The 19,724-nt window shown below is 64.6% G+C and carries 18 protein-coding genes; 8 read left to right on the forward strand and 10 right to left on the reverse strand.

Annotation, left to right across the window (positions count from 1 at the left end):
* Positions 1 to 80: 80 nt before the first annotated feature.
* Positions 81 to 485 carry a YciI family protein gene (locus tag UNPF46_RS05715; RefSeq protein WP_142249384.1) on the reverse strand — a complete coding sequence of 135 codons (405 nt, stop codon included), beginning with the start codon at positions 483 to 485 and terminating at the stop codon, positions 81 to 83.
* A gap of 433 nt (positions 486 to 918) precedes the next feature.
* Here UNPF46_RS05715 and UNPF46_RS05720 point away from each other — a divergent pair, with 433 nt between their 5' ends.
* From UNPF46_RS05720 to UNPF46_RS05740, 5 genes are all read left to right on the forward strand, one after another.
* Positions 919 to 2,583, forward strand: coding sequence for a methyl-accepting chemotaxis protein (locus UNPF46_RS05720; RefSeq protein ID WP_142249385.1), 1,665 nt, complete (start codon positions 919 to 921; stop codon positions 2,581 to 2,583).
* Between the two features lie 196 nt (positions 2,584 to 2,779).
* Positions 2,780 to 3,220 (forward strand): DUF2846 domain-containing protein, encoded by a 441-nt coding sequence (locus UNPF46_RS05725; protein ID WP_100177639.1) that lies wholly within the window; start codon positions 2,780 to 2,782, stop codon positions 3,218 to 3,220.
* Positions 3,221 to 3,278: 58 nt separating this feature from the next.
* On the forward strand, positions 3,279 to 4,067 hold the full coding sequence (locus UNPF46_RS05730) for an SDR family NAD(P)-dependent oxidoreductase (protein WP_142249386.1): 789 nt from the start codon (positions 3,279 to 3,281) through the stop codon (positions 4,065 to 4,067).
* A gap of 124 nt (positions 4,068 to 4,191) precedes the next feature.
* Positions 4,192 to 4,629 (forward strand): hypothetical protein, encoded by a 438-nt coding sequence (locus UNPF46_RS05735; RefSeq protein WP_142249387.1) that lies wholly within the window; start codon positions 4,192 to 4,194, stop codon positions 4,627 to 4,629.
* 545 nt (positions 4,630 to 5,174) lie between these two features.
* The gene (locus UNPF46_RS05740) at positions 5,175 to 5,534 is read left to right on the forward strand and encodes a hypothetical protein (RefSeq protein WP_142249388.1); all 360 of its coding nucleotides are present in this window, start codon (positions 5,175 to 5,177) and stop codon (positions 5,532 to 5,534) included.
* Between the two features lie 110 nt (positions 5,535 to 5,644).
* Here the strand turns inward: UNPF46_RS05740 and UNPF46_RS05745 are convergent, their stop codons facing one another.
* The 4 genes from UNPF46_RS05745 to UNPF46_RS05760 form a co-directional block, all read right to left on the reverse strand.
* Positions 5,645 to 6,058 (reverse strand): VOC family protein, encoded by a 414-nt coding sequence (locus UNPF46_RS05745; RefSeq protein WP_142249389.1) that lies wholly within the window; start codon positions 6,056 to 6,058, stop codon positions 5,645 to 5,647.
* Between the two features lie 31 nt (positions 6,059 to 6,089).
* On the reverse strand, positions 6,090 to 6,629 hold the full coding sequence (gene kdpF / locus UNPF46_RS05750; RefSeq protein WP_100177643.1) for a K(+)-transporting ATPase subunit F: 540 nt from the start codon (positions 6,627 to 6,629) through the stop codon (positions 6,090 to 6,092).
* 134 nt (positions 6,630 to 6,763) lie between these two features.
* On the reverse strand, positions 6,764 to 8,050 hold the full coding sequence (locus UNPF46_RS05755) for an RNA polymerase sigma factor (RefSeq protein WP_142249390.1): 1,287 nt from the start codon (positions 8,048 to 8,050) through the stop codon (positions 6,764 to 6,766).
* Positions 8,047 to 8,415: a YciI family protein gene (locus tag UNPF46_RS05760; protein ID WP_100177645.1), complete on the reverse strand. Its 369-nt coding sequence runs from the start codon at positions 8,413 to 8,415 to the stop codon at positions 8,047 to 8,049. The genes UNPF46_RS05755 and UNPF46_RS05760 overlap by 4 nt, the downstream gene beginning before the upstream one ends.
* Positions 8,416 to 8,557: 142 nt before the next feature.
* Here UNPF46_RS05760 and UNPF46_RS05765 point away from each other — a divergent pair, with 142 nt between their 5' ends.
* Entirely contained in the window at positions 8,558 to 9,523 is a 966-nt protein-coding gene (locus UNPF46_RS05765; protein WP_142249391.1) for a 2-hydroxyacid dehydrogenase, read from the forward strand.
* Positions 9,524 to 9,625: 102 nt separating this feature from the next.
* A complete protein-coding gene (locus UNPF46_RS05770) occupies positions 9,626 to 11,593 on the forward strand; it encodes a methyl-accepting chemotaxis protein (protein ID WP_161497245.1) in 1,968 nt (655 codons plus the stop codon).
* A 184-nt stretch (positions 11,594 to 11,777) separates the two neighbouring features.
* Here UNPF46_RS05770 and UNPF46_RS05775 read toward each other — a convergent pair whose 3' ends face one another.
* Positions 11,778 to 12,458, reverse strand: a complete 681-nt coding sequence (locus tag UNPF46_RS05775) for a TetR/AcrR family transcriptional regulator (RefSeq protein WP_142249392.1) — start codon at positions 12,456 to 12,458, stop codon at positions 11,778 to 11,780.
* Between the two features lie 104 nt (positions 12,459 to 12,562).
* Here UNPF46_RS05775 and UNPF46_RS05780 point away from each other — a divergent pair, with 104 nt between their 5' ends.
* On the forward strand, positions 12,563 to 13,207 hold the full coding sequence (locus tag UNPF46_RS05780; protein ID WP_142249393.1) for a glutathione binding-like protein: 645 nt from the start codon (positions 12,563 to 12,565) through the stop codon (positions 13,205 to 13,207).
* 121 nt (positions 13,208 to 13,328) lie between these two features.
* On the opposite strand, the gene UNPF46_RS05785 is transcribed toward UNPF46_RS05780, so the two are convergent.
* The 4 genes from UNPF46_RS05785 to UNPF46_RS05800 form a co-directional block, all read right to left on the reverse strand.
* Positions 13,329 to 15,479 carry a methyl-accepting chemotaxis protein gene (locus UNPF46_RS05785; protein ID WP_142249394.1) on the reverse strand — a complete coding sequence of 717 codons (2,151 nt, stop codon included), beginning with the start codon at positions 15,477 to 15,479 and terminating at the stop codon, positions 13,329 to 13,331.
* 1,280 nt (positions 15,480 to 16,759) lie between these two features.
* Positions 16,760 to 18,064, reverse strand: a complete 1,305-nt coding sequence (locus UNPF46_RS05790) for a TRAP transporter large permease (RefSeq protein ID WP_100180758.1) — start codon at positions 18,062 to 18,064, stop codon at positions 16,760 to 16,762.
* A 31-nt stretch (positions 18,065 to 18,095) separates the two neighbouring features.
* On the reverse strand, positions 18,096 to 18,689 hold the full coding sequence (locus UNPF46_RS05795) for a TRAP transporter small permease subunit (protein ID WP_142249395.1): 594 nt from the start codon (positions 18,687 to 18,689) through the stop codon (positions 18,096 to 18,098).
* Positions 18,690 to 18,699: 10 nt separating this feature from the next.
* A complete protein-coding gene (locus tag UNPF46_RS05800) occupies positions 18,700 to 19,701 on the reverse strand; it encodes a TRAP transporter substrate-binding protein (RefSeq protein WP_142249396.1) in 1,002 nt (333 codons plus the stop codon).
* Between the last annotated feature and the right edge of the window lie 23 nt (positions 19,702 to 19,724).

Raw genomic sequence — 19,724 nt, forward strand, 5'->3', positions numbered from 1 at the left:
GACACCGGTTCGCGTGAAGAAAACGCGTCAAAACAAGAATCTAGAGCTTCGGTTCTGATTCAATCAGAACCGAAAATGCTCTAGGCTTTCAGCTCGTCGAAGCCGGCGGCCGCCGCCTGCACGTCAGGCGGAAAGTCGGCCATTTCCTGCACTTGGCGGATCTCGATGATCTCGTTCGGCGAGGCCGGGCATCGCTTTGCCCAGGCGATCGCCTCCGCCCGCGAGGCGACCTCGATCATCCAGTAGCCGCCCAGGACTTCCTTGGCCTCGGCGAAAGGGCCATCCGTGACCATGGGCTCACCGGTCGCAAACGAAACGCGTGCGCCCATCGACGGCGGATGGAGCCCGTCCAGCGTGATCAGCACGCCGGCGTCCTTCAGCGCCTCGTTGTAGCGCATCATCGCGGCGACACGTTCGGGATCGAGTTGCACGTCCGGCGGCGCGGCTTCGTAGCCGAGCGGGATCATCAGCATCATGAATCGCATGGGGTGTCCTTGTTACTCCCGACCTTCCGGCCAAGCCGAAATCGCGTTCCCGGAATGACGGCGGTGCCCCTGTAAGACGAACGCGGCGCCGCGAGGCCGACACGGGCGAGAAGATTTTCTTGGCGGTCATCCCCGGTCGGAGGCGACGCGGATGTCGCCGCCACGGTCCGCCTGCGGGAACTTCGTCGAGACGCCGCGAAAAATAATTCGCATGCCGTCCGTAAGAATACGAACCCGCGATGTGACTTCCGCCGTGCATATGGAGCGAGAACCCTCGCCGGTTGAAATAGTTGGCTGACGCACGTGAAATTGCGGAACCGGCCGCAGCCCTTGTCTCAGTTTACAAACGCTCAAGGAGAGCATGCAAATTTTCGGGCGGGGGAAGCGGTACGCCGATGCTGCCGATTCGCTCCCGGGGGATTGCGGAGCTCACGTGTTCAATTTCCACAGCAAGAAGGTCAGGCACGCGATCACGGAGGTCGAGGCACTCGATCGGTCGCAGGCCGTGATCGAATTCGGTCTCGACGGCACCATCCTCGATGCCAATGAGAACCTGCTCAAGATGAGCGGCTACACGCTGGCCGAGATCAAGGGCAAGCACCACAGCATCTTCGTCAGCGCGGCCGAGCGAGAGAGCGCCCGCTATCGCGACTTCTGGGCCAGCCTGAACCGCGGCGAGTTCCAGACCACGCAATACAAGCGTTTCGGCAAGGGCGGCAAGGAACTCTGGATCCACGCCTCCTACGCGCCGCTGCGCGACGAGAACGGCAAGGTGGTCAGCTTCATCAAGTTCGCCACCGACATCACGGCGTACAAGATCAAGACCATGGAGGATTCCGGCAAGATCGCCGCGGTGAACCGCGCGCAGGCCGTGATCGAGTTCCAGATGGACGGCACCATCATCAGCGCCAACGAGAACTTCCTGAATGCGATGGGCTACTCGCTCGACGAGATCAAGGGCAGGCATCACAGCATGTTCGTGACGCCCGAGGACCGCACGAGTGCGGCCTACGCCGCGTTCTGGGCCAAGCTGAACCGCGGCGAATTCGAAGCCGCCGAATACAAGCGGCTGGGCAAGGGGGCGAAGGAAATCTGGATCATCGCGACCTACAATCCGATCCTCGACGAGAACGGCAAGCCGTTCAAGGTGGTGAAGTTCGCGACCGATGTCACGGCGCAGAAGATGAGGGCGGCCGACAATGACGGCCAGCTCGCCGCGATCCAGAAGTCGCAGGCGGTGATCGAATTCAACATGGACGGCACGATCCGCACCGCCAACGAGAACTTCCTGAAGGCTCTGGGCTATTCGCTCGCCGAGATCAAGGGCCGGCACCACTCCATGTTCGTCGAGCCGAACGAGAAGAATTCGCTCGCCTATCGCCAGTTCTGGGAGGCGCTTAACCGCGGCGAATACCAGGCCGCCGAATACAAGCGCATCGCCAAGGGCGGCCGCGAGATCTGGATCCAGGCGTCCTACAACCCGATCTTCGATCTGAACGGCAAGCCCTACAAGGTGGTGAAATACGCCACCGACATCACCGCGCAGGCGATCGGCCGCAAGAAGGCCGACAACGCGCGCGGGCTGATCGAGGCGGTCGCGGCCGGCAGCGAGCAGATGAGCGCTTCGATACGCGAGATCTCCGAGACCATGGCGAAGTCGCGCGAGAATTCCAAAGTCGCGACCAACCGCGTCGAATCCGCCGACGGCCAGGCCCAGAAGCTGACCGCGGCCGCACAGGCCATGAGCGGCATCGTCGAGATGATCTCCGGCATCACCAGCCAGATCAATTTGCTCGCGCTCAACGCCACGATCGAATCGGCCCGCGCGGGCGAAGCGGGCCGGGGCTTCGCCGTGGTCGCCTCCGAGGTGAAGAATCTTGCAAGTCAAGCCAAGCAGGCGACCGATACGATCACGTCCGAAATCGACGCGCTGAATACCATCTCCGGCGACGTCGCCAGCTCCCTGACCGCGATCAAGGTCGCGATCGCCGGCGTCAACGCGTTCATTGCCTCCACCGCCGCCGCGGTCGAGGAGCAGAGCATCGTGACGGCGGACATGTCGGCCAACATGCAGCGGGCGTCGGCGGAGCTGGCATAGTCGGCGCAGCCAGCGCTGCCCGATGGACACGTACGTGCAGCCATAGATACCCGCTGTGCTTGCGGATTGAAAAACGGTTGCACAATCAAGGCGTGTATGCCTAATCAAGTCCGTGGGGCGAGGAAACGGCGAGGCAATTGCTCGCCGTTTGCCGCTGATTTGGAGCTGGGCGCTCCGATATTTGGGACGGGGGCATATGAGGTCGAAGATCGGGGCGCTGCCCCTTTTGCTTGTCGGATTTTTGTTGGCGAGTTGCGCGAGCCCACGGGGCCTGGACGAACCGGCCTTCCAGATGCCGCCATTGAAGCCGGGCCTGGGCCGAGTGTACTTCACCCGGCCGGGCGAATTCGTTGGATCGGCTGTTCAGCCTGAGATCCGGATGAACAACGAAGTCGTCGGCAGGTCCGTGCCTGGCGGATTCACTTTTGTCGACCGTCCCCCGGGGAAGTATGTCGTGACGACGGCAACCGAGGTCGAGAATGCGGTGTCATTCCAGCTGTCTGCCGGCGAGTCCAAATACATCAAGACTGCTGTGACACCGGGCATCCTCGTCGGCCACGTCACGCCGACGCTGGAATTTCCGGAACAGGGGCAGTCCGATATCAACCGTCTCCGATATGTCGGCCCCAAGTTCTGATCCCTTGCGCGGGGCCAGCTAAACTGTCATGCCGCGGGTTCGAGCAAAGGACCCCGTCATGACCCCCACGCCCACCAAAGTCGCTCTCGTCACTGGAGCCGCGCGCGGCATCGGGCTCGCGACCGCGAAGAAGTTCCTGGCCGAGGGCTGGCGTGTGGCGCTGCTCGACATCGAGGGCGAGTTGCTCGGCCGGGCGGTCGCCGAAATCGACCAAAGCGAGGCGACGCTGGCACTGACCTGCGACGTCTCGGACGCAGCCGCAGTGAGCGATGCAATGGAGGCGGTCGCGGGCCGGTTCGGCCGCCTGGATGCGCTCGTCAACAATGCCGGCATCGCGGTGTTCGCGCCGCTGATGGAAACATCCGAGATCGACTGGCGCCGCGTGCTCGAAGTCAATCTCACCGGTCCCTTCCTTTGCACCAAGGCGGCGGTGCCCCTGATGCGCGAGGGCCATGGCGGCGCCATCGTCAACATCACCTCGATCTCGGCAGTGCGCGCCTCGACCCTGCGCTCGGCTTACGGCACCAGCAAGGCCGGGCTGGCGCACCTGACCAAGCAGCTCGCGGTCGAGCTCGCCTCGCTCAACATCCGCGTCAACGCGGTCGCGCCGGGACCGGTCGACACGGCGATGGCGAAGCAGGTGCACAGCAGGGAGATCCGCGCCGACTATCACGACGCCATTCCGCTCAACCGCTACGGCCTCGAGGAAGAGCTTGCCGAAGCGATCTACTTCCTCTGCTCGGGCAGCGCGAGCTACATCACCGGACAAATTTTGGCCGTTGATGGCGGCTTCGATGCGGCGGGTATCGGCCTGCCGACGCTGCGCGGGCAAAGGCGGAACGGATAGGCACGGGATTCGCAGAGCGGGCAAAGGCGCAACGCGCCGTGCCCACCATCGATCCCGAATTTTGCGGTGCAGATGGTGGGCACGCTACGCTTTGCCCACCGGAATCGAATTCGTGGAGAGTGCCATGCGACGCGTCATTTTCCTCAAGGTCCTGATGCTCGCATCCGTGCTCGTCGCCATCACCCCTGCCGTCGCCGAAATCCGCATCATCCAGTCTCCGGGGGGACAGGTCGGACCGTTCCTCGATCTGTTCGAGAAGGTGCGCGAGAGCGGCGAGCGCGTAGTCATCGACGGTCCCTGCCTGTCCGCCTGCACACTGGTGCTCAGCATCGTGCCGGATGAGCGCATCTGCGTCACCAAGCGCGCCGTGCTCGGCTTCCACGCGGCACGTTCGGTGGACCGGCGCGGTCGCTTCTATGCCGAGCCGGAAGCATCGGTTGCAGTGCTTGCGGCCTATCCCGGCCCGGTACGCGACTGGATCAGCCGCCGCGGCGGCCTCACCTCGCGCTTGCTCCTGCTGAAAGGGCGCGATCTCGCCGCGATCTACCCGCGCTGCCGCTGACGCGTCCGACAGCCGCCACGAATGTGACGTCGATGACTCCTGTGAACCGCGTCACATGAAGGGCGCCTGACTTGAAGGCACTTGGCTGGCCCGAGGCCGTAAGGCAGGTTCCCTGGTGCTGGCGATTTATTCGCACCGGGCTCTACGCCATCACGCTGTGGCTGCCTTCAGTAGAGAGTCTGAATCACCGGCACCAGCTTCATGCTGGCGCAGATAAGCATCCCCCATAGGGCAAAATTGATCTGTAGCGCCGCCGCCATCGGTCGCTCCCCTTCCAAGTGACGTCCACCCCAGTTTGTAGATTTTATGAATCACCAATAGCGATTCTAACGTGCAGATCACAGCCCAATATTGCGCCAATTGTTGTGCAATGCGATCCGCATTGTTTCACGAAGCGGCCTCACTGCTCGCACAAAGTGATGTGAATCGTTCGTTCATTCCGCGGCCATGCCGGCCAACCGATTTGCGTTAAGTTCCATTTGATCGACGCGATGTGAGCTTCCTAAACGGCGCTTGCACGTTACGCACCGAGGTCTGGATCCGGCATGATGCGACACGGCATTGTCTTGCTCACTTTCTGCACAGCGCTGCTTGGATGTGCAGTCGCGCCGGCGCAGGAGCGTCGTCCGATCGCTTGGGACGGCCTCGGCCAAGACCCCAACAAGAGCTTGCACCGCCCCCATGTCGGCAAGCGGCGCGCACCGCCCCCTGCGCCGGCCGCGAACGATCCCAATCAGGAGCGCGAAAGAGTGCTCGGCACCTTGCGGCCATACTCGGAAGCGTGGTGGGCGGTGTATGACGAGATCGAAGCGGAGCGCGACAAGCAGCTCGGCACCAAGCTCGTGATCTGCCCGCGCTGCGTTCAGCCGCGACAGGACGAAGACGTGACCGGATCGATCCGCTGAGCGGCTCGCGACCGTTCCGAGCGTGACGCGACAAATCCATTCATCCCCTCTCCCGCGACGATGGAGAGAGGGGACCGTTGCTCAATCAATCATGTGCGCAGTCTTACGCGTCACATTCCTTCCGCCGGGCAGTTCACCATCCAGGGAATGCCGAACTTGTCGACGCACATGCCGAAGCCCTTGGCCCAGAACGTCTTGCTGAAGGGCATGGTGACGGTGCCGCCGTCGGCGAGCGCATTGAACTTGCGCTCACCGTCTGCGGGGTCCTTAACCGTGAACGAGATCGAAAAGCCCTGCGGCTTGCTGAAGTGCTCGGGCGGCACGTCGGAAGCCATCAGCACGCTGCCGTCGGGCAGCGACATCCGCGCATGCATGATCGTCTTCTCGCGGCCGGGCGCGGCAGGCGTGTCCGGCGGCGCATCCGATGAGCGCATCATCGCGTCGATCTTGCCGCCCAAAATCCTGGCGTAGAAGTTGAACGCGGCTTCGCAAGTGTCCTGATAGAACAGATAGGCATTGAGCATCGTTTTCTCTCCTCTTCGTTTGCAGTGAAGCTTATTGCTTCTCGGTCAGCTTCTTCAGGCTGGCGAGGCCGGCCTCGAAATCCTTGCCGATCATGCTGTCCATGTCGATGAACACCTGCATGACCTTGGACATGAACGGAGCCGGACCGTACATCGCCCATGTGACCAGAGTGGCATCGCCTTGCGGCACAAAGGTGAACTCGGCGGTGTTGTGGCCTTCGAACGGCCGCTCGAAATCGAGCTTGATGCGAAGCCTTGATGGCCCGCTCGCCTCGAGGATCTCCATGTGGCCGGCGCCGACATTGTTGTTGCCGTCCCAGGCATAGGTCGCGCCTTTTCCGTCAGCGGTTCCGCCGAAGGTCCGCTTCATGGCGGGATCACGGGCTTCATAGGGCGACCAGCCGGTCCAGCGGCGGAAATCGGCCACCTGCGGATAGATCGCATCGGCCGGCGCCTTCACGGCGAGCGAGCGTTCGACGCGGAATGTGTCGGGTTTCGTCAAGGCGAAGACGAGAACCCCGGCTAGGCCGGCGGCGAGCACGATGGCGATGATGGCAATGGCTTTCAGCATGGATGGCTCCGTGGATACGGGCAAAGGACGAACGGGAACGGCGGGGGCCGACAAGGGCGGACGAATCTTTTCGTCATGGCCGGGCGTGGATGCCCGGGTCAAGCCGGGCATGACGGCGGAGAGGGTCTCGCGCGTCAGGTCGCCTTCGCGCCTTGCTTTGCCTTCGGCTGGCTGTCCCGGATCAGGCGATCGAGATGCATGCGGATGTGGGCGGCTTCCGCGGAGGTGTTGGCGAGCGCAATGGCGCGATCGAAGGCGATCCGGGCCTCGTCGCTGCGGCCAAGCTGCATCAGGAAGGCGCCGCGCACGCCGTAGAAGTGGAAGTAGCTCGCGAGCTTCGGCGCCAGCGGCTCGATCAGATCGAGCGCAGCTTGCGGCCCGCGCACCTTGGAGACCGCGACGGCACGGTTGAGCGTCACCACGGGCGAAGGCTGCACCAGCTCGAGCGCGCCATAGAGCAGGTCGATCTGGGCCCAGTCGGTTTCTTCGGGCGTCTTGGCGCGCGCATGCAGCGCGGCGATCGCGGCCTGGATCTGATAGGGACCGCTGCGGCGATGGCGCATTGCCTTGTCGATCAGCGCGAGCCCCTCCGCGATCATGGTCCCGTTCCACAGCGAGCGGTCCTGGTCGTCCAGCAGAATCAGCGTGCCGTCCGCCGCAAAGCGCGCGGCGCTGCGTGCATGCTGCAGCAGGATGAGCGCGGTGAGCCCCATGATCTCGGGCTCGCTCGGAAACAGCCGGAGCAGCAGGCGGGCCAGACGGATCGCCTCCTCGCACAGCGGTGTGCGGATCGCCGCGGTGTCGCCGCTCGCCGAATAGCCCTCGTTGAAGATCAGGTAGATCATCGCCGCGACGCCCGCGAGCCGCTCCGAGCGCTCGACGGCGCCGGGCGCCTCGAACGGCACGCCGGCTTCCGCGATCCTGGCCTTGGCGCGCGTGATGCGCTGCTCCATCGCCGCCTCCGAGACCAGGAAGGCGCGCGCGATCTGCTTCACGGTGAGGCCCGAGACGATGCGCAGCGCCAGCGCGATCTGCTGCGTCGCCGGCAGCTGCGGATGGCAGCAGACGAACATCAACCGCAGGATGTCGTCGCGATAATGCGACCCGTCCAGCCGCTCGGCCAGCGCGCCCTCCGCGTCGTCGAGATCCGAAATCGCCTGGTCGTCCTCCGGCAGCGGCTGCTGCTTGCGGGTCCGGCGCACCTCGTCGATCGCGGCATTGCGGCCGACCATGATCAGCCAGGCCGCGGGATCGCGCGGCGGCCCGTTCTGCGGCCAGCTCTTGAGCGCGCGTAAGGAGGCGTTCTGGAATGCCTCCTCGGCGGTGTCGAGATCACGGAAATAACGCAGCAGCGCACCGACCGCCTGGGGGCGCGCCGAGGTCAGCGCGGTCTCGATCCAGCCGGTATCGGCTTCGCTCACGTCAGATTCCCTCCGGGCCGGAACACGCCGACGGGGCGCACCTCATAGGCGCCGCCAGGATTGGCAGCGCCGAGGTCGCGGGCGACGTCGAGCGCGTCGTCGAGGTTCTTGCAGTCGACGATGTAGAAGCCGAGCAGCTGCTCCTTGGTCTCGGCATAGGGGCCGTCGAGCACCAGCGGCGGATCTTCCTTGCGCAAGGTCGCCGCTGCCGTGGTCGGCAACAGCCGCGCGACCGGCCCGAGCCGGCCCTCTTTGGTCAGCCTCTCCTGCACCACGGCGAGCTTCTTCATGACGGCCTCGTCCTGCTCCTTGCTCCAGGAGCCGACGAAGTCCTCATCGTGATAGCAAAGGATTGCATAAAGCATGGGCGACATTTTCCTCGTGTCTTGTTCTGAAGACGGTTCACTCTGCCCCGCTCCGACAGGGCTGCGGAAAAAAATAGCAGGAAAAAGCCGGCGGGTCGTGCCAAGAGGGCCTTCTTGAGCGGAACCTGACGAGGCACTTCGAATGACCATGGGCACACTGGCCGTCCTGATCAACAGCACGCAGCAGAACTGGCTGCCGGAGCGCTGGAAGGCCCGGTTCGACACGGTCTGCGGCGGTCGCCGCGTGGTGCTGCTGCCGGATGCCGGGCTCGATCCGGCCGAGGTGCACTATGCCGCGGTATGGAAACCTGTGCCCGGCGATCTCGGCTCGTTTCCCAATCTGCGGGCCATCTTCAATCTGGGTGCAGGCGTCGATGCGCTGATGGCGGACAAGAGCCTGCCTGACGTGCCGCTGGTCCGCGTCGCCGTGCCCGACTTGACCGGCCGCATGACCGAATATGTCGTGCTGCACGTGCTGATGCACCACCGCCAGGAGCTCTATTTGCGGGAGTCTCAGCGCGCAAAACGCTGGGAGCCCAGATATCAATGGCCGGCCAGCGCGGTGACGGTCGGCGTCATGGGATTGGGCACGCTCGGCGCGGACGCGGCCGACGTGCTGCGGCGGCTCGGCTTCCGGGTCGCCGGCTGGAGCCGCAGCCCACGCATGATCGACGGCGTCGAATGCTTCCACGGCGCAGAGCAGATCGATGCCTTCCTGAGCAAGACCGACATCCTGGTCTGCCTGCTGCCGCTGACGCCTGAGACGCACGGCATCCTCAACCGCGAGCTCTTCGCGAAACTCAACCGCAACAGCCCGCTCGGCGCGCCGGTGCTGATCAATGCCGGCCGCGGCGGCTTGCAGAACGAAGCCGATATCCTGGCCTGCCTCGACGACGGCACGCTGGGCGCCGCCTCCCTCGACGTCTTCGTGCAGGAGCCACAGCCGGCGGACAGCCGGTTCTGGACCCACCCCAAGGTGGTGCTGACGCCGCACAACGCCGCCGACACCGATGCGGACGCGATCTCGGTCTATGTCGCCGAGCAGATCGCGCGGTTCGAGGCGCGAGGTGCGCTGGAGAACGTGGTGGACCGGGCCAGGGGCTATTAGGCGCGCCCCCACAACCACCGCGCTCCGACGGTATCCCGTTCACGCTCTCTTAGCGAGAACTTGATAAGCGTTCTTAACCAACGGTCAAAGAACGAGTCGGACATGCGCGCGAGCCTCGGCCTCAGGATGCGGATCACGGTTGCCCTCGCGGTGACGGCGGCGGCGACTGCCTTGTTCGCCGTGCTGGGGGCGATGTGGATCATCGCCGGGATCATCGACCGCGCCGACCAGCGCGAGCTGCGCAGTCATTACGATGCCCTGCTGTCGCGGATCGCGGAGGAGTCGCACCGCGCCGCCGCCATGAGCACCGTGGTGGCCGCAATGCCGGCGACGCAGGATGCGATGGCCAGGCAGGACCGCAACGCGCTGATGGCCCTGTTCGGGCCGGTGTTCGCCGCCACCAAATCGGAATACGGGGTCGAGCAGTTCCAGTTCCATGTGGCGCCGGCGACCTCGTTCCTGCGCGTGCATCAGCCCGCGAAGTTCGGCGATGATCTCTCCGGCTTCCGCAAGACGGTCCTGGTCGCCAATCAGGAGCACAAGATCGTGGTCGGGCTCGAGGGCGGCGTGGCCGGGCTCGGGATCCGAGGCGTGGTGCCCATCGCGCAAGGGGGCAAGCAACTCGGCACGGTCGAATTCGGCCTGACCTTCGGCCAGTCCTTCCTCGACGATTTCAAGACCAACCGCCACGTCGACATCGCCTTCCATCTTGCCGACGGCGCGGGTTTCAAGCTGTTCGGCGGCACGCTGAAGGGCAAGAGCTTCTTCGAGGCGGCCGATTATGGCCGCGCCACCGCAGGCAGCTTCACCGTGAAGCAGGCCAGGCTCGACAATATTCCGGTCGCATCGCTGCTCGGACCGATCAAGGACTTCTCCGGAAAGCCGCTCGGCGCCGTCGAATTGGTAATGGACAATGCCGATTACGAAGCCTCCGCCGACCGTGCCTGGCTGCTCGCCATCGGCATCGCCGCACTCGGCCTCGTGCTGGCCGCGATCGTCGGCTATCTCATCGCCCGCAGCATCTCGCGTCCGATCATCTCCATCACGTCCGTCATGCGCGAACTCGCGGACGGGCGCACCGACGTCGCCGTTCCCACCAGCAAGGCGAATGACGAGGTCGGCGCGATGGTGAAGGCGGTCACGGTGTTCCGCGACAATGCCGTGAGATTCAACGCGCTCCAGACCGAGCAGTTGGAAGCCAAGGCGCAGTCGGAAGCGGAGAAGCGACGCGCCTTCGCCGCGCTTGCCGACAATTTCGAGGCCAGCATCCGCGACGTCGTCACCACGGTGTCCGCGGCCGCGGTCGAGATGGAGCACACGGCGCGCTCGATGTCGGCGATCGTCGAGCAGTCCCGGCAGCAGACGGGCGCGGTGTCCTCGGCTTCGGCGCTGGCCTCGGAGAATGTGCAGACCGTCGCGGCAGCGGCCGAGGAATTGTCCTCCTCGATGACCGAGATCAGCCGGCGCCTGGCTCACGCCACCGAGGTGGTCGGCAAGGCCGCCAGCGACGGCAGGCAGTCGAATGCGCGCGTGCAGAGCCTGGCGGAGGCCGCACAGAAGATCGGCGACGTCGTCTCCTTCATCAACGGCATCGCCGGACAGACCAACCTGCTGGCGCTGAACGCGACGATCGAAGCGGCGCGCGCGGGCGAAGCCGGCCGCGGCTTTGCCGTGGTCGCTTCCGAGGTCAAGGCACTCGCGACCCAGACCGCGAAGGCGACAGAGGAGATCGGGGCGCAGGTCACGGCGGTGCAGGGTGAGACCACCGGCGCGGTGGACGGCATCCAGTCGATCTGCGCGACGATCCAGCAAGTCGATGAAATCTCCGCCGCGATCGCCGCTGCCGTCGGCCAGCAGGGCACCGCGACGCAGGAGATCGCCAAGAACGTCCAGCAGGCCGCCGCCCGCACCGGCGAGGTCTCGCAAAACATCTCCGGTGTCACCGCCGGCATCGCCGCGACGGGTACGGCGGCGGAGGAAGTGCTGGGTTCGGCGGTCGAGCTGTCGAAACAGTCGCAGCGGCTGCGGGATGAGGTGGATCGCTTCCTCGCGCAGATTCGCGCGGCGTAATTGGACGCGCGATCGCGCCACCTGCTCGCGGTCGTCCCTGCCTAGTGCGCAATTGCGCACGGGCGCAGGGACCCATAACCACAGGCAGTGGTTGTAGCGCTGACTGGTAACTCCGAGTCGTCGCCAAACTCCTGCTGCGGCGTATGGGTCCCGGATCTGCGCTTACGCTTGTCCGGGACGACAGCTACTGCTTAGCTCCCAGCATCACGTCGATCGCGCCCTTGACGATGGCCTCCAGCTCCTTGCGTGAGACGCGCGCGCGGGAGCGGATGGCGATGCTGTGGACGGTGGCGGATGCGAGCTGTGCCAGCACGACCGGATCGGCGCTCTCCGGCAACTCGCCCTTCTCCTTGGCGCGGCGGAAGCAGCTCGCAAAGGCCTTGTCGAGCTCGGTGAGACCGTCGAGCACCATGGCGCGGATCTCGGGATCGCCAACGGCTTCGGATGCCGCCGTCACCACCGTGAAGCATCCGCGCGGGCCGGTCTCGCCGGACAGATAGATGTTCAGCGCGGAGGCGAAGATGCGCTCCAGCCGCTGGCGCACCGGCATGTCCTCGCGAAAGATCTCAGCCATGGAGGCCCGCGCCTCCTCGCGGTAGCGCTGATAGCTCTTGATGTAGAGCTCGCGCTTGTCGCCGAAGGCGCCATAGAGGCTCGGGCGATTCATGCCGGTGGCTTCGCTCAGATCATCGAGCGACGTCGCGGCAAAGCCCTGCTTGCGGAACAGGTCGAGCGCCTTGCCGAGCGCGACCTCCGGCTCGTAGGCGCGGGGGCGGCCGCGGCGCTTCGGTTCGCCGCGGCGCTTGGGCTCGCCGCGGCGCTCGGGCTCGCTGGCAACAGCTGGCGGTTTTGATTTTTGTACCATCTCGCAAAATAATCCTTGACCGACCCCATATTATGCAAGACAGTACAAAAATCAATCTGGCCAGGTTGAGCGAAAACTCAAGAGAATTGCCAAGGAGGCTACAGATGGATCTCTATTTCTCGCCGCTCGCCTGTTCGATGGCGACCCGCGTCGCGCTGTATGAAGCCGGTGCCGAGGCGAACTATCTCGAGGTCGACCCGCCGACCAAGACCGTGCTGAACGACGGCTCGGACTTCCGCGCCGTCAATCCGATCGGTTTGGTGCCGACGCTGCGCACCGACGACGGCGTGATTCTCACCGAGAACGCGGCGATCCTGCAATACGTCGCCGATCGCTTTCCGAAATCGGGGCTCGGCGCCGCCGAAGGCATCGATCGGACCCGCCTGCACCAATGGCTCTGCTTCATCGGCACCGAGTTGCACAAAGGCCTCTTCATCCCCGTGCTCGACCGCAAGGCGCCGCAGGAAACCAAGGCCTATGCGCTGGAGAAGAACCTGTCGCGGCTCGACTATCTCGACAATTACCTGAAGGGCCGCGACTTCCTGCTCGACCATTTCAGCGTGGCGGACGCCTATCTCGTCACCGTCATCAACTGGACCATGGCGACGCCGCCGATCGATCTTGCGAAATGGCCGAACGTGAAGGCCTATTACGAGCGTCTGCGCCAGCGGCCGTCGATTGCGAAGGCGGTTGCGGAGGAGTTCGAGCTGTACAAGGCCGAGCTGGCGCGCAAGAAGGCGGCGGCGTAGGCCGGACCGAACGCCGCGCCGGATTGTCGAACAAGTCGTTGTCCCCGCAGGTGAGACAACGACTTGTTGCAGATCGGCATGGTCCGCGGGCAGGTCGCGGACATGCGCTCTCATCATTCGCTCAGGCGGCCCTGACACTGTCGAGAAAGCGATCGACCTCCGTACGCAGCCGGTTGCTGTCGCTCGAAAGCGCTTGCGCCGCATCGAGCACCTGCGCCGAGGCCGAGCCGGTTTCGGTCGCGCCACGCTGGACGTCGGCGATGTTCGACGAGACCTGGTGCGTGCCTTGCGCGGCCTGCTGGACGTTGCGCGCAATCTCCTGGGTCGCGGCGCCCTGCTCCTCGACCGCCGCCGCGATGGTCGACGAGATCTCCGACAAGGACTTGATCGTAGTGCCGATCATCTTGATGGCATTGACCGAATCCTGAGTGGCCCCCTGAATGCCGGAAATCTGCTGGGAAATCTCACCGGTGGCCTTGGCGGTCTGCTCGGCCAGGGCCTTCACTTCGGAGGCGACGACGGCAAAGCCGCGGCCGGCCTCGCCGGCCCGCGCGGCCTCGATCGTCGCGTTCAATGCGAGCAGATTGGTCTGGCCCGCGATCGTGTTGATGAGCTCCACCACGTCGCCGATCCGCGCCGCTGCCATCGAGAGCTCACCGACTTTCTGGTCGGTGATGCGGGCCTGCTCGACCGCCTCGTTGGCTATCCGCGCAGATTCCTGAACCTGGCGGCCGATCTCGTTGACGGAAGATGACAGCTCTTCCGTCGCACTCGCGACGGATTGCACGTTGGTCGAGGCCTCTTCGGAAGCCGCCGCAACCATCGTCGCAAGCTTCTCTCCACGCTCGGCGGTCGAGGTCAGCGTGTTCGCCGAGGCCTCCAGCTCCGTCGAGGCCGACGAGACGGTTTCGATGATCTCGCCCACCGCGCTCTCGAAATTGCCGGCGAGCTTGATCATCTCCACCTTGCGCTGGGCAGCCGCACGCTTCTCCGTCGCCTTCAGCTCGTCGCGATCGAATCGAACGATGGCCTGCAACGTCTGTAGATTTCGCAGAGCCTCGCCGAGTTCGTCGTCGCGTTCGACGACGATGCGGTTGTCGAGCTTGGCCTGGTTGATGCTGAGCATCGCATCGTTCAGGCGCCGAAGCGGCCGGACGATGGCACGGATCGTCTGCCGACTCACCAGCCCGCCGATGGCGATGCTCGCCACCAGGAGGGCCAGCGCACCGCCGACCAGCCAGCCATATTCGTGTTCGGCCGCATCATATTCCGCCTTGGCTTCCTTGACCTGGATCGCCACGAGCTTGTCGAGATCCGTCTTCGCCGCCTCGTACAATTCGCGCGCCCGCCCGGCCAGCAAGGTGGCCAGCTCCTCGTACTTGCGCTCGGCAGAGAGCGACAGCGCCGGCTTCAGTCCTTGCTCGACATAATTCATGCGCCTGGGCGTGAAGCTGTCGGCAACGCTTCTCTCTTCCGGTGTCAGGTAAGTCGCCATGTAGTCGGCCCAGGCCTTCCCGACCTTCTCCAAATTGGCATTCACCTTGGCTGCGATCCCTTCGACCGGCTTCCCGGCCCGTCCATTGGTGGCCGCCTCGAACAGCAGCACCGTGTTGTCCCTCATCCGGTCATTGATCTCGAAGAGCTGCGCCAGCGGCACCGCACGGTCTTCGTAGATCGATTGCAGCCGCGAATTGCTCTGGCGCGTCCCCTGCAAGCCCATGGCGCCGATCACCAGCAGGAACAACGACAGGATGGTGACGAGTGTGACCAGGCGCGCGTTGAGCGTGCCGGTGAAGATGGACAGTCGATCAAGCGGCGAACGTCGGCGAATCATGCCGGCATCCAGCCTGTAATTGTGCGGCTTGTTCTCGCGAATCATCGCATACACCTGCTCCGCCTCGGCACGCAGGTCGGCGGGCAGCTTGGTGCGGATGGAGCTGTATCCGACGACCTGTCCGTTCTGCCGAATCGGAGAGGCGGTCGCCAGCACCCAGTAGAAGTCACCGTTCTTGCGCCGGTTCTTCACGGCGCCCGACCAGGGCTTGCCCTGCTTAAGCGTCGCCCACAGATTTTCGAAGGCGGCGGGCGGCATATCCGGATGACGGATGATGTTGTGCGGCTGCCCCATCAACTCGGCCTCCGAAAACCCGGCCGCTTCCACGAACTGATCGTTGAAGTAGGTCAGCTTCCCTTTCGTATCGGTGTGGGAAACGATCAGGGTTTCGTCGGTAATCGGATATTCGGTGGTCGTGACCGGAAGGTTGTTCCGCATGGGAGCCTCCAAAATGGCATTCGCAAAAATCGAACCTGTGAACTTCAGGTAAGCGCCGAAGCATTTAATTTGCCTAAAGAGAGAGCATCGATCCGATCGATGGAATCGCTTTTGGATGACGCTTTCCGGCAAAAACCCATCCTGTGCGGGAAACCGCAAAGCAACCTCAACCGCTGGATAGTCGACGTGTGGCTTGCAATGCCAAAGCCGTTCGCGGTCGCGCGCCGGCAGCCTTGATCGCACCAATGTTGCAGCCGCTTCTCGTTCGCAGCAAGCCGTATGGCATGCGCGGTAAAGTCGTGACGGCAAATTGGACTCCGTCATTGCGAGTGCAGCGAAGCAATCCAAAATCCCTCGGCGGTCAGACCCTGGATTGCTTCGTCGCAGGAGCTGCTTGCAATGACGGAGACACGACATCGCCCTAACGCGCCTCTCTCGTGTCCCGGACGCGCTGCAGCGTTCTTACGCTGCTGCGCAGAGCCGGGACCCAGCAGGCTTCATGTTCCGCTCACGCATGGGCCCCGGCTCTGCAGCGCACCACGCGGCACCGGACGATGCTTCGCATCGCCGGGGGCGCGCTGCGCTGCGTCCGGGGCACGAGACTGTTGTTGAGCGATGGACAAGACTGCCTATTCTCGCGGCGTGTTTCGCCCGAGCTTTGCTTTGGTCTCGCACCCTTTGAAAGCAAGGGCGCAGGGAAGGCCGGGCGCCGGCTGGCACCCGAAGTCCCGCGTGCGAAAAATGCGCACGGGGTTGGACGACAGGTGTGCCGGTCGCCCGGCCTTCCCTGCGCGATGGTTTTCACGGTGTCCTTCGTGCTCTCCTCGGGGAGCGATGCACTATTGCCCCCGTCGCCTTGCGGATCATTGATGCGGCGCCGGTTGGCGGCCACATCTCCGCAGGACTTGACGCACAGACCCCGGGCGTCAGGACCACACGACTTCTCCGTCCGCGCACATCCCCCTCCGCGTTCCCGATTGCTGGCGTGCGCTCGCCATCGAGACCGGACTGAGACGCTGTCGACGCCGTGTCGTATCGCGCCCGTCGCTGCTCACGGTCTCCCGCCCTGCAGCCACCATTCGCGCCGACGCCGTCGCGGCCACCGCATCCCGGCCCGCGTCTCGTGACGATCGCGAAACGCCCCATGTGGCGGGCGGGATGCGTCGGCTTGTACGGCAAAACCGAACTTCTGTAAATTCGAATATTTTTGCCTGGGGCTATCGACCCAGCGCTGGCGTGTTTTGCCCGTCGGGCACCACAACAAATGGTAGTCGACCCGTTTACCCGTACAGCACCCGCGGGAGAACCGTGACGATGCCCGGCCACAGCGTCAGCAGCAGCACGAAGCCGATCATGATCATCAGATAGGGCATCGTGACGCGCGCGATGTAGCCGAGGCCGTCATCCGTCAGGCCCTGGATCACGAACAGGTTGAAGCCGACCGGCGGTGTGATCTGCGCCATCTCGACGGCGAGCACCAGGAAGACGCCGAACCAGACCTCGTCGAAGCCGGCCCCCTTCACGATCGGCAGCACGATCGGCAGCGTCATCACGATCATCGAGAAGCCGTCGAGGAAGCAGCCGAGCACGAGATAGAAGATGACCAGCACCACGATCAGCATGAAGGGCGACAGGCCGAGCCCCTTGACGAACGCCGCCACCGCCTGAGGGATGCCGAGGAACGCCGCGGCATTGCCCAGGATCGAGGCCCCTAACACGATCAGCGCGATCATCGAGCAGGTCACGACCGAGCCGATCAACACGTCGCGGATCACCTGCTGCGACATCGCGCCCTGCGCCCATGCGACCAGCGCGGCGCCGAGCACCCCGACGGCCGCCGCCTCGGACGGCGTCGCGAGCCCTCCATACATCGAGCCGAGCACGCAGGCGATCAGGAACAGCGCCGGCGCGAGATCCTTCAACGCGGCGAAGCGTTCGCTCCACGGGACCTGCGAAAGTTTCGCTTCGGTCTCCGGCACCATCGCGGGCTTGAGCGTGGTGTGCAGCATCACCCAGGCCATGAAGGTGGCGGCGAGCAGGAACCCCGGCAGCACGCCGGCGGTAAACAGCTTCAGGATCGAGACGTCGCCGAGCACGCCGTAGATGATCATGATGTTGGACGGCGGGATCAGGAAGCCGAGCGTGCCGGCGCCGGCGAGCGACCCGATCGCGATGTCGCGGGAATAGCCGCGGCGCGTGAGCTCGTTGAGCGACATGCGGCCAATCACCTGCGTGGTCGCCGCCGACGAGCCCGAGATCGCCGCGAAGATGGTGCAGCCGATCACGTTGACATGCAGCAGGCGGCCGGGCAGCAGCCCGGCCCAGGGCGCCAGGCCCTGGAACAGCGAGCGCGACAGGCGGGTGCGGAACAGCAATTCGCCCATCAGGATGAACAGCGGCAGCGCCAGCAATTCCTGCGTGGTCAGGATGTTCCAGGCATATTGCGGCAGCAGCTTGTCGAGCGGGATCGAGCGGAACATCGCAAGCAAGAGCGTCGCGGTGAGCGCAAGCGTGAGGCCGATCCACACGCCGCAGGCCAGCAGCGCGAACAGGATCGCGAACAGGGCGACGACTTCGATGGTCATGCGAGCTTGAATCCGGGAGCGAGCAAAGCTGTCATTCGACGGGCGAGGCCTTCATGCGGTGGTCCTCCAGCGGCAGGCCGAGCACGGCCTGGATCGCGCGCGCCAGGAACTGGAGCGTCAGCAGCAGCATGCCGAAGGTGACCACCGCTTCCGGAAACCACAGCGGCGTATCGCTCGAGGTCGAGACCTGGCCGCGGGTGTAGGCTGCAAAGGCGAACTTCGCCATGGCCGAGGTCAGGAACGCCATGAAGGCGAAGCCGGCCGCCGCCGAGAGAATCTCGAGCGCGCGCTGCACCGGCGCGGGTGCGTTCTTGAGCAGCAGCACGACCCGGATGTGGCCGCCGACGCGCAAGGTCATGGCGGCGCCGAAGGTGAAGGACGCCGCCATGAGATAAGAGGAATACTCCCAGGCGATCGAGATCGTCGGGGGAAAGAACGGCAGGAAGTTCGAGAGGAAGCGGGTCGCGACCTCGCACAGCATCAGCAGCGTCAGCGTCAGAAGGCAGCCGCCGCCGATCCAGCCGTCGAGCCGGCCGAGGCGATCGATGCCGTCGAGCAGGATGCGCAGCGGCGCGGGCGCCGCTGCATTGAGACTCTGCGGTGCTTCGGACGAAGCGCTCACCACGGCGCTGCCCTCAGCCGCGCTTCATTTCGGCGAGATAGGACCGCACCGGCTTGTCCGCGGCCGGCACGCGCTTGAGGAAAGCATCCAGCTGCGGCGCGGTCTTGGCCCGGATGTCCGTCATCATGGCGTCCGAGACCGGCACCACCTCCATGCCGCCCTCCTTGAGGCGGTTGAGGCTGTCGACGTCGGCCTTGAGCGAGTTGGCCCAGAAGCCGGGCTCCATCTTCGCCGCGATATCCGCAACCAGCTTCTGCTGATCTGCAGGAAGCGCCTTCCAGGAGTCGAGATTGACGGTGAGCATCTGCGACGACCAGACGTGGTTGGTCGGATAGACGTATTTCAGGAATTCCCAGAACTTGCCGTCGACGCCCGATACCGAGGAGGTGGAGACGCCGGCGACCGCGCCGGAGGCGAGCGCGGGGATCGTCTCGCCCCAGGGGATCATCACGGCCGCCATGCCGATCGCATTGAGCATATCGACCGCATTCTTGTCGGGCACGCGGATCTTGATGTTCTTCAGGCCCTCGACGTCGGCGACCTTCGCCTTGAGGTGCAGATACTGCGTCGGCCACGGCACGATGTAGAGGATCTTCTGGTTGTTGCGCGCGGCGATCTTCTCGTATTCGGGCCGCACGTATTTGTGCAGCACCTTCAACTCGTCCACGGAGCCGCACAGGAACGGGATGCTCTCGACGCCCATGAAGGGCTCGTCGCCGACCTGCTGGATGTTGAGGACGTCGGCGAGCGGCACCAGGCCGTCGCGCACGGCGCGTAGATGCTCGGGCCCCTTGAAGCCAAGCTGGCCGCCGGCCTTCACGGTGATCGCGACCGCGCCACCCGTCTGCTTCTTCACCTCTTCGGCGAAGGCCATCGCGTTCTGGGTGTGGAAATTGCCGTCGGGCCAGACCGTCGACATGTCCCAGCTCGTCGTCGCCGCGCGGGCGCGGGTCGAGATGTGGCCGGCGGCGAGCAGCGTCGCTGCGCCCGTGGTGAAGTTCCGTCGCGTGATCATCGAGCCCCTCCGTTTGTTACCAC

It is taken from the genome of Bradyrhizobium sp. UNPF46, assembly GCF_006658625.1.
In the GTDB taxonomy this organism is placed as follows: domain Bacteria; phylum Pseudomonadota; class Alphaproteobacteria; order Rhizobiales; family Xanthobacteraceae; genus Bradyrhizobium; species Bradyrhizobium nitroreducens.

Excerpts from the sequence above, each read along its gene's own strand:
- UNPF46_RS05770 (WP_161497245.1), top strand. The coding sequence starts at position 9,626 with ATGCGCGCGAGCCTCGGCCTCAGGATGCGGATCACGGTTGCCCTCGCG.
- kdpF (WP_100177643.1), bottom strand. The coding sequence starts at position 6,629 with ATGCTGAAAGCCATTGCCATCATCGCCATCGTGCTCGCCGCCGGCCTA.
- UNPF46_RS05800 (WP_142249396.1), bottom strand. The coding sequence starts at position 19,701 with ATGATCACGCGACGGAACTTCACCACGGGCGCAGCGACGCTGCTCGCC.
- UNPF46_RS05790 (WP_100180758.1), bottom strand. The coding sequence starts at position 18,064 with ATGACCATCGAAGTCGTCGCCCTGTTCGCGATCCTGTTCGCGCTGCTG.
- UNPF46_RS05745 (WP_142249389.1), bottom strand. The coding sequence starts at position 6,058 with ATGCTCAATGCCTATCTGTTCTATCAGGACACTTGCGAAGCCGCGTTC.
- UNPF46_RS05775 (WP_142249392.1), bottom strand. The coding sequence starts at position 12,458 with ATGGTACAAAAATCAAAACCGCCAGCTGTTGCCAGCGAGCCCGAGCGC.
- UNPF46_RS05780 (WP_142249393.1), top strand. The coding sequence starts at position 12,563 with ATGGATCTCTATTTCTCGCCGCTCGCCTGTTCGATGGCGACCCGCGTC.
- UNPF46_RS05765 (WP_142249391.1), top strand. The coding sequence starts at position 8,558 with ATGACCATGGGCACACTGGCCGTCCTGATCAACAGCACGCAGCAGAAC.
- UNPF46_RS05740 (WP_142249388.1), top strand. The coding sequence starts at position 5,175 with ATGATGCGACACGGCATTGTCTTGCTCACTTTCTGCACAGCGCTGCTT.
- UNPF46_RS05730 (WP_142249386.1), top strand. The coding sequence starts at position 3,279 with ATGACCCCCACGCCCACCAAAGTCGCTCTCGTCACTGGAGCCGCGCGC.
- UNPF46_RS05715 (WP_142249384.1), bottom strand. The coding sequence starts at position 485 with ATGCGATTCATGATGCTGATGATCCCGCTCGGCTACGAAGCCGCGCCG.
- UNPF46_RS05785 (WP_142249394.1), bottom strand. The coding sequence starts at position 15,479 with ATGCGGAACAACCTTCCGGTCACGACCACCGAATATCCGATTACCGAC.
- UNPF46_RS05760 (WP_100177645.1), bottom strand. The coding sequence starts at position 8,415 with ATGCTTTATGCAATCCTTTGCTATCACGATGAGGACTTCGTCGGCTCC.
- UNPF46_RS05725 (WP_100177639.1), top strand. The coding sequence starts at position 2,780 with ATGAGGTCGAAGATCGGGGCGCTGCCCCTTTTGCTTGTCGGATTTTTG.
- UNPF46_RS05735 (WP_142249387.1), top strand. The coding sequence starts at position 4,192 with ATGCGACGCGTCATTTTCCTCAAGGTCCTGATGCTCGCATCCGTGCTC.